This window comes from Fluviispira sanaruensis (genome assembly GCF_004295685.1).
In the GTDB taxonomy this organism is placed as follows: domain Bacteria; phylum Bdellovibrionota_B; class Oligoflexia; order Silvanigrellales; family Silvanigrellaceae; genus Silvanigrella; species Silvanigrella sanaruensis.
In genome coordinates, this window is the sequence record NZ_AP019368.1 from 20,270 (window position 1) to 32,951 (window position 12,682).

The window sequence follows — 12,682 nt, forward strand, 5'->3', positions numbered from 1 at the left end:
TATAAGAGGTTATTTGAGATGAACCAACAAGAATCTTTCAAACAAATTGATGAGTTCAAAAGAGGTATGCAAGATCTTATTGTGGACACAACGAGCGTCAGTTTTGTAGATGGTGTAAATGGCAGATTGTATTATCGGGGCATAAATATCGCGGAATTAGCAGCACATGCAACATTCGAGGAAACAGCTTGGTTACTTCTTTCGGGAAAATTACCTACAAAAAGCAAATTAGAGGGGTTTCAATGGGGTCTTCGAAATATGTCAAGAACTCAAGAAAAAGTATTAAGAATAATTGAAGAAATGCCCCAGCTTTCTCCTCCTTTATTGGTTTTACAAACAGGCTTAGCGGCACTTGCGTGTATCGATAGAAGTGAAGATTACTTAGAGGAAGAGAATTATATTGAAAAAGTTATGAGAATAATAGCACAAAGTCCGGTTGTGTTATCAGCTGCGTATAGACATTATTTGGGTGTTCCTTTATTGGAGCCGAGATCAGATTTGAGTTTTGTTGAAAATTTTATATATATGTTATTTGGAAAAATTCCAACAAAAAACCAAACACGCTGTATGGAAATAGCATTGATTATTCAAATGGATCATGGCTTTAATTCTTCTACTTTTACAGCAAGGTCAGTTGCATCTACACTCACAAATTTTTATTCAGCTACAAGTGCTGCGGTCGGAGCGTTGAGTGGTTCTTTGCATGGCGGAGCAAGTGAATTAGTTGTAGAAATGTTAAATAATGCAAAAAATAGTAATGATATAGAAAAATATACAAGAGATCTTTTAAAGTCAGGTTCTAAAATCATGGGTATGGGGCATAGAGTGTATAAAACTATAGATCCTCGTGCAATTATATTTCGTGATTTATTATCACAATTGACTAATAAAGACGAGAAAGACAGCGATTTAAAATTACTAACACGAATAGAACTAGAAGCAAGAAAGTATTTTGAAGAGAAAATGATGCCAGTTTTTGCAAATGTAGATTTTTGGAGTGGGGCTGTGTATAAAAAATTAGGTATTCATCCTATCTTATATCCATCATTATTTGCCGCAGCAAGAATGGTTGGTTGGTGTGCCCATATTTTGGAGTTAAGGCAAAATAATAAACTTTATCGTCCTTCTTCTAAATATGTTGGAGAAATTAATGTTCCATATATTCCTCTCGATCAGAGAAGTTATTAATGAAATTAAGGAATTATTAGATGTATTTTCTATATGAGGTTACGCAAAAAATTATTTATTTTGTTTTAAATTTGTTAGCAAAATATATTCATAGCAGAAAATTTAAAAAGTTTTGTGAGGCTAGAACCTCTCAGTATTTTATAAATAAAATAAAAGATACAGAAAATAATTATTTAGAAATTAAAGAAAATAATTCAAAATATTTTCCTGTGTATTGGTTTCATGTCGCAAGCGCTGGAGAAATGGAACAGGCAATACCAGTCGCAAGAAAACTTAATGAAAAAATGAACGCTCGTTTTTTATTAACATACTTTTCGCCAAGTGCAGAGCCTTTTATAAAGAATTTTCCTGCACTAATTTCAGCCTTTTCTTTGCCAATTGACTCAAGAAAAAACTATAAATTGATATTTAGCTCTCTGCCAATATCGAAAATATTTTTTGTCAGATACGATATTTGGCCTGCTCTTTTGCATGAGAGTAAAAATTTAAACATTGAGATTAACTTGCTGTCTGCTTCTGCAATAAAAACTAAAAATGGTATATTAGGGAAAATAAGTAATATTTGGAACATAAAATTTTATAAAAATTTTTCGAATATTTTTGCAGTAACGAAAGAAGACGTAGAATATTTTACGCAGTTTTTACCATTAGAGCGAGTTCATTATTCTGGAGATGCAAAATGGTCGCGTGCTTTTGAAAGAGCAAATAATTGTATCAAGCGGAAAATAGAAAAGGATTTTTCAATATTTTATTCTTACTGTATGGCGCAAAGGGAGGTTTTAAATAAAAAAAATATAGTCTTCGGCTCTCCACATAAAGAAGAAGATAAAATAGCTTTAGATTGCGGGATAATTAAGGATAAAGTGTTTTTAATATATGTTCCTCATGATGTAACAGAAGAATCATGTAAAAAAATTATCGATAATTTTAGATTGATGGGTACGAATAGTATTCTATATAGTGAACTTATATCAATTATAAATAATACAATCAAAAATGATGATTCTTTTATTCTTGAAAATTTATATGAATTAAAGAATCATGACATAAAAAGACAATCTTTGTTTAATAGTAACAATAAAGATTATAACATTCCAGCTCATATTCTTTCAGGATATGAGGTTGTAATATTTGATAAAATTGGATATTTAGCTGAAATTTATGAAATATCAGATATTGCTATCATTGGTGGAGGATTCGATGGTCAAATTCACAACGTCTTAGAAGCTGCCGCTCATGGAGTTCCTGTTCTTATTGGGAATCTATTTGTGCGTGCAAGCGAAGCAAAAGAACTTGTTAACAGAGGTGGAGCTATTTCTTTTCAAAATACAAATGAGTTGTTTCAATTTTTGATTCAGTGGGTTAGTTTGGAAGAGCAGGGAACCGACTCACCCCACCCAACTCGAATTTTGGCTCAATCAAAGTCGAAATCGTTGGAACTTTTTAGAAGTATTCCCGATACAAGTGAAATTGTCTTGCAAGCTCTGTTTAACGAGCCATAAATAACTGTGTCTAGGTGATTCCACTTGTGTTTGGATTTTTGAACCTTTTTAAAAAAGAATATGAGTCATGGTCGCTAAGCAATTGGTTATTAATAGCACTTCGTATGAGACACGCGTTGCTCTTATCGAAGGTGGTCAGGTATCTGAATATTATATTGAACGAAGTCGAGATAGGGGTATAGTTGGTGGAATTTATAAAGGAAAAGTAATTCGTGTTTTGCCAGGAATGCAAAGTTGTTTTGTTGATATTGGTTTAGAACGCGCAGCTTTCCTTTACGGTGGTGATATCAAATCTGAAGACTCTCAAGAGCTTCCTGAGGGATTTGATGAAGAGGGCAAGCCTATTCACCATCATCAGCCCGATGAAGATGAAAATGTGGAAACAAGCGCCCCAAAAAATTTTCAAAAGCAATATAGAATAACGGACCTCGTAAAAGAAGGGCAAGAAATTATTGTTCAAGTTGCAAAAGATGCAATTGGCACAAAAGGAGCTAGGGTAACAACTTACTTAAGTTTACCTGGTCGTTATGTTGTTTTAATGCCTAGTATTAATCATATCGGTGTGAGTCGACGTATTTTATCTGAAGAAGAACGCACACGCTTACGTAACGTTGTACAAAAAATAAAACCAGAAGGTGCTGGTGTTATAGTAAGAACTGCGAGTGAAAATGTACCCGATGAAAAAATAACAGCCGATATCGATTTCCTTGTAAAGCTTTGGGAAACTTTACGCTTAAAAAGTATGAAATCTAAATCTCCATGCCTCGTGCACGAAGATTTAGATTTAGTTTTCCGTGCAACACGCGATCTTATCTCGAGAGATCTTGATCGAATCGTAATCGATGATAAAAAAAGATATGAAGATCTTGTTCGTTTTTTGAATCGCTTTAGCGTTAAATTGGGAGCTCAGGTACAATTATTCCAAGGAGACACGCAAATATTTGATGCCTTTGGCATTGAACAAGAAGTTTCTCGTGCCCTTGGTTCAAAAGTCTGGTTAAAATCCGGTGGATATTTGATTATCGAACAAACAGAAGCTTTAACTGCAATTGATGTTAATACGGGTCGTTTTGTTGGCAGTAAATCTTTAGGTGACACGATTGTAAAAACAAATTTAGAAGCCGTTAAAGAAATTGTACAACAACTGAGATTAAGAAATATCGGTGGAATAATTATTTTAGATTTTATCGATATGGATCGCAGCGATGATCGAGATAAAGTTTTTCAAGCACTCGTTGAAGAATTAAAAAAAGATAAAGCAAAAACAACCGTGCTTAGAATTTCTGAAATGGGTTTGGTGCAAATGACGCGCAAACGAACCGAAGAAAGTTTGATGCAAAAAATGACTGTGGATTGTCCATATTGCGAAGGAAATGGTCATGTTAAAAGCCCAGCAACAATTTCTTATGAAGTTATTAGAGAATTATTAAGAGAATTTAGTCGTTCGAGTAATGAAGGCTTTGTGATTAAAGCACATCCGCATGTTTCTGACCGATTATTAGAAGAAGACAAAATATTTCTTGATGAATTAAAATTAAAATACTCAAAAAAGGTAGTTGTAAAATCATTTGTTGAATATCATTTAGAGCATTTTGAAATTGCTCCAATGAGATTTGAATAATAATTATTTTATTTTCGATCCGCCCATGCAATTGGGCGACTCAGAAGTTGTGAAATTTCTTGTTTCCCATTCTTTTTGTGTAAAAGTATGTAAAGAACATGCTCTGATTAAAGAAAATTCTTCAGCAAGTATTTCATTCATAAGTCGATGTCTTTTTAATAGAGATAAATTTTCAAATATATTTGCAACTATTTCTATTCTAAAATGAGTTTCAGATCCCTTAGGAACACTGTGCATATAGCTTTCATTTTCAACTTTTAAATAATCAGGATTAAATTTTTCTTTTAATTTATTTTCAATTGTTGATTGGATGTTCATATATCACCGTCTTAAGAATGATTATTAGTTTAAGACTCATTAGGTTGGTGCGGACGGAGAGACTCGAACTCTCACACCATTGGCACTGGCTTCTAAGACCAGCGTGTCTACCAATTTCACCACGTCCGCTCAAGAGGCTTGTGTATATGAGTTTTCCATAGAATACAACTGGATTCACTCATAAAAATAAAAAATCAGATATTAAACGCTAAAGAACTGGAATGACCTTTGTTTTTTTGAGAAAGCTTTTGGACTCGTCGATAAATTTAAAACAGCAATGACTTCTGTGCTTTTCTGAGGCGCTACCGTCACTATAAGAGAACTTAGTCTTTCTAATACCATAAATAAACCTAACCCAGCCCCAGCCGCTTCTTGTTGGAGGCGAATCATAGACTTTTTTTCGCTAGCAAATAAAAACTTTAAGTATTTATAAATAGTTGGCTTACTAAAAGAGCCAAATGAATCTCTTACGCCGATTGCAAGATGCGTACCATCAAAGCTCCATTCAACTTGAACCGTTTCTTGAGGAAGCAAAGCGATGGGAACTCTTCTATCGACTTCTTGAAGTTTAGGGTTAGCATCCCAAATTGCGTTCATGAGAAGTTCTTCTTGTACCTCAACAGCAAATTGAGCATAGGCATCGGTTGGGCGTCCTAAAACACTCGATAGGCCTATGACAAATTCAAATAGAGCATCACGAAACCATTGTCTTTGATCTGAATGTGATAAGACATACCTATGCACATAAGCACCATAAGAAACACATTTATCAACTCCAAAATATTTAGTCTCGCGTATTTTTCTAATGGTATTCATTAGTTGTAGATGTGGTACATGGTCTTGATTACAAGATAAAACATGTTCAAACTTCATAAGGCCGTTGCTGTCAATAATTTGATCTTTTGTTTCGTCATCAACAAGCAAAAGATTTTCAAGTTTAATTGCAGGAATAGATTCATGCTGGGTTAATTTTTTTTCATCAATCTTATCTGTAATATATAAAGAATGTTTGCACCCATTTTTTGCCAAAAATTTAATTTCATCTATTGTTTTATCGCCTTCGGCTACAATTGTGTTCATTGCACAGCTTTTAAACAGCGCAACGAGTTCTGTCCGGTAATGTTCGTTTTGAACATCAATAACTGAGTCTAGATTAATGGTGTCAGTATTAGACATATTTGCCTCAATTAAGATTTCAAACTTTCTATAAAATAAAAATAAGATTCAAAATCAACGTCAGACTCAATACTGCATCCTTCTTTTTCACATTTTTTCAAATCATACTCTAATTTTTTCCCTGGATGAAATTCTTTCCCTGATCGCATTAAATAAACTTTTTGTTCTCCACAGTTTTCGCAATAAGCAGGTATTTGAAAACTTTCAACTCTAGAATTGTTTGATAAAAATTCTTTTACCATATTGAATTGCATAACGACGGATTGGGGACAGTTCGAATAAATTGGGTTGATTTTTAATTTTTGTATCCAGGTGATCCATTCTCTTACACCGCAGCTATTAATTGTGCGAATGTTGCCAAGGTCAAAATGCACATTTCCAGAGGGCAACCCAAAACCGCTCAGATCACAGGTTTCTGTGATATCTCCGGATATGTGATATATCCCATCTTTTAATTGCACATCCACAAATAACCCCCCTAAAAGACAGATAACAATCAATTTTTACTTATTTAAATCAACTGTTAGACGAAAGGCATAGCGTCTGTCTACAACAATTCCGTTGCTAGCTTGAACAGCCTCTCCAAATGTTGTGAACTCCAATCGTGCAAATATGGTTCTTATCATTATTCCTGCGCTTACAGTTCTCATAGCGTAACCCGCTCTTAAAGAGAGAAAAGCATCGTTGCTGTTAAAAGAACCAAAACTGAGCTCGCTTCCAACACGCAATTTATCTCGGTCATTTACTCGTAGATCATTAATTCTATCTCCCTCAATTGATAAAATAAAGCCAAGATCTTTACCTAGAGATGGGTTAATACTCATTCCTGCTTTAATATTCATTTTTTCAACTTCTTTTACAGAGGAACTATTGACAGGTTGGTATGTAGAATTTCCAACATCGAGGGCGGAAAGCCCAATTTTATAGTTCCACGGGCCTTTAAAAGGCAGCATAAATCCGAGATCAAAAGCAAAACCTTGGGTTTTATTCAAACTCTTGCTTGTTGCATCAGAAGATTCTCTGAGAAATCCATTTGAATTGCCTTCAACAGTTGAAACGATAGAAGCTCTTTCTAAATAACGTGTACCAATTCCAAATGATGAATTTGTTCCTGGAATTGGGATGCCAATACCTATACAAGGGCCAATTTGTGAGCGAGTGACTAGTGAGAAGCTTCGATCATATGTAAGTGGATTTGCTGCGGTTGTATAAGCGCTTGTTTGAGGAGTAGAGTATTGGGTTGTGTAGCCAGTGACCAAAGTATCTGCTAAAAATCCAAATTGGAAGCGCGAGAGAACCACTGTTGGAAATATGCTTGCGCGAGAAAAAACAATATCATTTGGAGAAGCATTTTCTATAGAGTTTTCGATTTCTTTTGTTGGGTATTTTATATTGCTATCAAAATAATTACCTAGCAAACTCGATGAGAATGAATTTGCTGCTGCGGTAATATTTGGAAAAGTAGCAAATTTCACTACGGATTTTGAACGATCTCTTTTATCTGTTTCGCCAATACCAGCAGGATTGCTAAATAGAGCATTTTCGTCATTCGCAAGACCAACAAATGCTCCCCCCATTCCGAGAGAATGGGAATCAAGATATAAATCGAGGGGTGGAATGATTAAATTTGCTCGACAAATTAAATTATAATTTAATAGAATGAATACTATAATTATATTTATTTTAGAAAAAATAAATCTGTTTTTCAAAATCAAACCTCTCAATAAATGAGATATAGAGTTAAAGATCGGATTTTTTTTGATTTGAATGAGGCACGCGAGCGGAGTGAGGATTTATTGTGATTTCAATTGACGCATTTCCAACACATGTTTTAGAAGGGCAAGCAATTAATTTTGTCTCAAAGGAAAGAAAAATTCCATGCCATTCAATTTTCTTAGCAGCCGCAGGAAAAGTAACTTCACAAAAATTACCGCCAGATGAAAGAATTGAAATTTTAGAATTTGCAAAAGCGGCATGTCGTACGAAAAATCCTGACATCATTTGGCAAATTGCACATGTAGAATCGAGTTTTAAAATGAAAGTTATTCTCGTCGAGGGTAAAAATATATTAACGGGTAAAAATGCCGAAGTATTTTTAAAAAAGGGGTTGGCAAAAGATAAGAATGTCGACATAGGACCATTGCAAATTAATTGGCGAGCAAACGGAGCTCGTTCTGGTTTTGAGCCTATTGAGTTTATGAGTGGTGATTTTTCAGTAAATTTTCTTTCAAACAGGATTTTAAAAGGTTATGTAAAATCTTGTGGCAATAATTGGATAAATTGCTATCATTCCTATAACGAAGACCGCGGTCGGAGTTATAGAATAAAAATTCAATCCTCTGGTTTGAGACTTAGAAAAATTCTATCTGAGTTTCTTTAAAAAAATTTGGAAAATTATATTTTTAATGTACGATATTGAAAAATTATTTTAAAAATTAAGTTCATGAATTAAAAAAATATTAAGTTATAAAATTATATGATATAAAGTTTTATTATGGTTGGAGGAAGTAAAATGCCCGATGCCGGTATTCTTATTACTTTTTTTACATTGCTTTGTTTAGAAATTGTGCTTGGTTTTGATAATATATTGATGATTTCAATCATCTCAAATCGTGTGAGTTTGGTAAATCAGAATTTTATACGTTATTTAGGTTTAATTTTAGCTGCAATTACAAGAGTTTTTCTTCTTGTAGGTTTAACTTGGGTTTCTTCTTTTCAAAAAAGTTTTATTTTTATTGGAGGCTTTGATTTTTCTACCCGAGATATCATATTGACTGTTGGTGGATTGTTTTTAATTTGGAAATCAATCAAAGAAATTCATTCAACAGTTGAGCATAAAGATAGTGATGCAGATGAAGAAAAAAGTAAATATAAAGTATCAATGTTTTCTGCTGTAACTCAGATCGTATTTATCGATGCTGTTTTTTCGATGGACGCTATTTTTACTGCCATTGGACTCACAGAAAATTTATTAGTTATTATTTTTTCAATTCTAGTTTCTGTTTGTATTATGATTTTATTTGTCAATAAAGTGGCTTCTTTTATTAAGCGCTTTGCATCTGTAAAAATATTATCTTTAGTATTCATGTTTGTCATAGGTACAACATTGTGTCTTGAAGCGTTCGATCATTCCATACCAAAGCAATATTTATATGCTCCACTTCTTTTCTCATTATTAATACAATTATTGCAAATACGCTATGAAATTAATAAAAGTAAAAGAAAAGAAATGGAAATGATATCTAATAAAAAAATAAGAAAAGTTATAAAATATTAAGAATTTCTTCTTTGCTAAGTTTAAAGCTTTCACCTTTTATTTGATTTAATTGTTCTTGACTCGCATTATCAAGAATTTGAGAAGCCGTTTGGATTTTGTCGATTAGAGATTTTTTAATGTATTCATCAACAGTATCAACACCAAGTAAATGTATTACGAGACATTTTTCTGCATTTTGTCCAATACGGTGGAAACGCGCTTGAGACTGAACGTAGCTTCCTCCATCAAAATTAAGATCCATATAAATCATGGTGTCTGCCTTCATTTTTCCGTCTCGCGGCAATAAAGTCAAACCTTCTTTTGCCGATTGAGGAGTAGCTATAAAGAGGCGGCACTCAGGATTATTTTGAAACTGTTCTATACTATGGGCGCGCTCTTCAATATTCATTTCACCCGTGTGAGCAACGGCACCCCATGTTTCTTGGTAGGTTTCTGCAAGATAATTTACGTTGCCCACAAAGTGGCTCCATAAAATAACTTTCTTCGTTTCGTCAGAGAAAATATCGGTTAAGAGATCTTCTAACTCAGAAAGTTTTGCATTTGTTCCATCGTACTTAGGATCAATTAGTTTTGGATTCGATGCAATTTGAGACAAACGTAACAGACGAACAACTATGTTATTTGCTTGACTCGCATATTCTTCAGGACTCATGTTTTCGATTTCACTGCGAACAGAATCACGCATTTTGGCGTAAATTGTTTTTTGCTCAGCTTTTAATTCAATTGCATAATCTTTAAATATAATAGGAGGTAAATCTAGAACTTCATTTTTTAAACGTCTTAAGCTTGTGGCAAGAATTCTTTTTCTCAATTCTTCACCATTGCGAACACCCATGAATTTTTCAATTTTAACTTTTCTGCGCCCTTGATTTATTTCTAGGATATCTATGTAACAGAAGGTGTTTTTAAATGCCGGAAAACTGGTGCCGAAAGTATTCCCATTGTCCATGACAAAATATTGAGCGAAAAGGTCGAGTGGTCTATTTGCAATTGGAGTACCTGTTGCAATGACACAGCGTTTAGCGCTGTTACGTATATATTTTGCGCTGATAGTTGTCTGAGCATTTAAGTTTTTAATTCTTTGGCTTTCATCAAAAACAAGCATACCTTCGCCTTCTTTAATCCACTCTGAAAGAGCTTCTTTTTCAAGGCGGATACCTTCATAATGGACAATAAATATTTGTGAAGGGCTTTTTAAGAGTTTTGCTCTTTGAGCAGGAGATCCTTCAATAACAGTATATGGAATTGAAGTTGCGAGAGACATTTCTTCTTGCCAAGTTCTGATAAGAGATTTTGGTGCCACAATTAGGCATCTATCAATTGTTTTACTTTGCAAAAGCATTGCGACAGAAGATGCAATCTGAAAACTTTTACCACAACCCATTTCATCCAATAAAGCACAAGCTGGATTTTGTAAAAGAAATTCGATCCCTACTAATTGGTGAGAATATGGTTTTCTTTTAAAGGAAAATAAAGATATTTGCTGTTTAATTTTTTCAAGAAGTTCTAGCTGTGGTTTTGAATAATTAGAGATTACAGATCCATGTAAAGCCATGGCTTCACTGCCTTGTAATGCATTTACTTCAGTAGAGAGATCGAATTCTTCAAACCAGCTTTCTCTTAATATTAATTTACCGAGTTTACTAGGTGCAATATGTGCATAGTATTTGCTTTTAACAAACTCTTTGATTTCTTGAAATGCATTATCTGTTAATTTAAATCCTTTGCCCAAAATATCGAATAAATCGTCAAAACTTGCTATATAAACTTTCCAAAGTCTTTCTTCAGGTTCCCATTGACGTTCATTGCGATCAAGACCTTTAATCCTGTCAATTGTATTTTGATTATAGTTAAATGTAACTTTAAAAATATTATTTTCAGAGTCGATTACTGTATTTGTATTTAAATATCGACCTTCTTCATATATTTTGGAGATATTTTCTATAATTCTTGAAATATGTTTTGCGGGAAGAGGTTTGACATTATCTATTTTAATTTTTTTTAAATATAATGTCCCAATAATTTCCTGTTTCTCAAATTGAGGTTGAGCAATTGCAACAGGTTTTGTTTCATTTGTTTTGTCTTCAATAATGCCAAATGTCAAACGAACGGGTCCTTTGGGGGGTTTTGGACGATATGTATTCCTGTTGTTACCTCTAAATCCCATACTAAACTTCTCCAAAACAAATCAAAAAATAACAATGCTTCAATTTTTATACTCTCAAGCGGTGTGATTGGCCAAGAAGAATATAGAACTCTTTTTTTAGTCTTGTAGACAATACCACTTACTTTCTTTAAATTATCATTTGGTACATGCCAATAAGAAACATGTACTTTTATGAAAAAGAACATTTGTCTCCTGGAGTCTTGGTTATGGATAAAATTGTGTGCGTTGGCAAGAATTATCTCGATCACGCAAAAGAGCTAGGAGATGTCGTTCCTGAAAAACCCGTGCTCTTTATAAAACCCAAAAGTGTGCTGAGAGCAGCAGTAAATCATGAAGAGCTTCTCCTCAGTATACCACAAAATATGGGATCATTGCATTATGAATCGGAAATAGTTCTAAGACTTGATAAAGGTGGTTATAAACTCGATTTAAAAGATGCTGAGAAGGCTATAGGTGCTGTTTCAATTGGTCTCGATATGACTTTAAGAGACTTGCAAACAGCGCAAAAAAAAGCAGGACAGCCATGGACGACAAGTAAAGTATTTCCAGACAGCGTGGTTGTTGGATCTTGGTTAAGAATTTCAGAATTTCCAAATTATTTAAATGAAAAATTCTCTTTTTCTTTAGATGATAAAATTAAGCAAGAGGGTTTTGGAAAAGATATGCGATTCAGTCCAGCAGAATGCGTTGCATATATAAGTGAATTCTTCCCACTTGTAGCAGGAGATCTTATATTTACTGGAACTCCTGCTGGGGTAGGGCCTGTGTTATCTGGACAAAAGGGGACTCTCAATTTTGCATCAATAAGATATAGTGTTTGTTGGAATTAAATTTTAAGAGAGCGAACACCTAAAGACTTGTTCCATGTCATTTCGGATTTAGCAGAAACTCGTTGAACCCAGCGAGCGAGTACAAAAAATAAATCTGAAAGTCTATTGATATATATTAATGCAAAATTATTAATTTCTTCTTCTTTCGCTAACGAAACAATAAATCTTTCTGCTCGTCTGCAAACTGTGCGAGCAAAATGCAAATATGAATTTAAAAGAGTTCCTCCAGGAAGAACAAATTCTTTTAGCGGCTCTAAGCTAAGTTGACAATAATCAATTAATTTCTCTAATTGTAATATATCTGCTTCATTAATAAGAATCATATTTTTCCAACGAGAAGCAATTGGAGTAGCAAGATCGGATCCTAAATTAAACAAATCATTTTGAATTGCTGATAACCAATAGTTAATCTGAAGTGCTTGTTCCTCAGATATTTCTTGAGTATTTTGTAGACAAATTCCAATGACACTATTTAACTCATCTATTGTGCCATAACTTTCTAATCTTAAGCTGTCTTTGCCAATACGACTGCCATCCGCAAGAGCGGTTGTGCCCTTATCACCTGTACGTGTGTAGACTTTTGTAACTCTCATTTTGACCCCA

The 12,682-nt window shown here is 33.8% G+C and carries 12 protein-coding genes and 1 tRNA gene; 6 read left to right on the top strand and 7 right to left on the bottom strand.

The genetic code is table 11. The features are described 5' to 3' along the window. The first annotated feature begins 18 nt into the window (after nt 1–18). The 3 genes from EZS29_RS00085 to EZS29_RS00095 all read left to right on the top strand — a co-directional run bounded on the left by EZS29_RS00085 (nt 19) and on the right by EZS29_RS00095 (nt 4,311). On the top strand, nt 19–1,188 hold the full coding sequence (locus tag EZS29_RS00085) for a citrate/2-methylcitrate synthase (RefSeq protein WP_130605313.1): 1,170 nt from the start codon (nt 19–21) through the stop codon (nt 1,186–1,188). A 20-nt stretch (nt 1,189–1,208) separates the two neighbouring features. Next, nucleotides 1,209–2,690, top strand: a complete 1,482-nt coding sequence (locus tag EZS29_RS00090) for a 3-deoxy-D-manno-octulosonic acid transferase (protein ID WP_130605315.1) — start codon at nt 1,209–1,211, stop codon at nt 2,688–2,690. A 67-nt stretch (nt 2,691–2,757) separates the two neighbouring features. Further along, nucleotides 2,758–4,311 (top strand): Rne/Rng family ribonuclease, encoded by a 1,554-nt coding sequence (locus tag EZS29_RS00095; protein WP_130605317.1) that lies wholly within the window; start codon nt 2,758–2,760, stop codon nt 4,309–4,311. A gap of 3 nt (nt 4,312–4,314) precedes the next feature. On the opposite strand, the gene EZS29_RS00100 is transcribed toward EZS29_RS00095, so the two are convergent. From EZS29_RS00100 to EZS29_RS00120, 5 genes are all read right to left on the bottom strand, one after another. Then, a complete protein-coding gene (locus tag EZS29_RS00100) occupies nt 4,315–4,629 on the bottom strand; it encodes a BolA family protein (RefSeq protein ID WP_130605319.1) in 315 nt (104 codons plus the stop codon). A gap of 45 nt (nt 4,630–4,674) precedes the next feature. After that, nucleotides 4,675–4,758: transfer RNA gene (locus EZS29_RS00105), tRNA-Leu, on the bottom strand. A 72-nt stretch (nt 4,759–4,830) separates the two neighbouring features. Next, nucleotides 4,831–5,805 (bottom strand): hypothetical protein, encoded by a 975-nt coding sequence (locus tag EZS29_RS00110; RefSeq protein ID WP_130605321.1) that lies wholly within the window; start codon nt 5,803–5,805, stop codon nt 4,831–4,833. An 11-nt stretch (nt 5,806–5,816) separates the two neighbouring features. Then, entirely contained in the window at nt 5,817–6,272 is a 456-nt protein-coding gene (locus EZS29_RS00115; RefSeq protein ID WP_130605323.1) for a hypothetical protein, read from the bottom strand. Between the two features lie 36 nt (nt 6,273–6,308). Further along, nucleotides 6,309–7,514 (bottom strand): hypothetical protein, encoded by a 1,206-nt coding sequence (locus EZS29_RS00120; RefSeq protein ID WP_130605326.1) that lies wholly within the window; start codon nt 7,512–7,514, stop codon nt 6,309–6,311. Between the two features lie 89 nt (nt 7,515–7,603). Between EZS29_RS00120 and EZS29_RS00125 the strand changes: the two genes are divergently transcribed. Together EZS29_RS00125 and EZS29_RS00130 are read left to right on the top strand one after the other, a co-directional pair. After that, nucleotides 7,604–8,185: a lysozyme family protein gene (locus EZS29_RS00125; RefSeq protein ID WP_130605328.1), complete on the top strand. Its 582-nt coding sequence runs from the start codon at nt 7,604–7,606 to the stop codon at nt 8,183–8,185. Nucleotides 8,186–8,317: 132 nt separating this feature from the next. After that, on the top strand, nt 8,318–9,082 hold the full coding sequence (locus EZS29_RS00130) for a TerC family protein (protein ID WP_172603679.1): 765 nt from the start codon (nt 8,318–8,320) through the stop codon (nt 9,080–9,082). Here the strand turns inward: EZS29_RS00130 and EZS29_RS00135 are convergent. Next, complete coding sequence (locus EZS29_RS00135; protein ID WP_130605332.1) at nt 9,069–11,249, bottom strand: DEAD/DEAH box helicase; 2,181 nt, start codon at nt 11,247–11,249, stop codon at nt 9,069–9,071. The genes EZS29_RS00130 and EZS29_RS00135 overlap by 14 nt on opposite strands. A 206-nt stretch (nt 11,250–11,455) precedes the next feature. Between EZS29_RS00135 and EZS29_RS00140 the strand changes: the two genes are divergently transcribed. Next, nucleotides 11,456–12,079, top strand: a complete 624-nt coding sequence (locus EZS29_RS00140) for a fumarylacetoacetate hydrolase family protein (RefSeq protein WP_172603680.1) — start codon at nt 11,456–11,458, stop codon at nt 12,077–12,079. Here EZS29_RS00140 and EZS29_RS00145 read toward each other — a convergent pair. After that, nucleotides 12,076–12,672, bottom strand: coding sequence for a cob(I)yrinic acid a,c-diamide adenosyltransferase (locus tag EZS29_RS00145; protein WP_130605337.1), 597 nt, complete (start codon nt 12,670–12,672; stop codon nt 12,076–12,078). The genes EZS29_RS00140 and EZS29_RS00145 overlap by 4 nt on opposite strands. Nucleotides 12,673–12,682 lie beyond the last annotated feature (10 nt).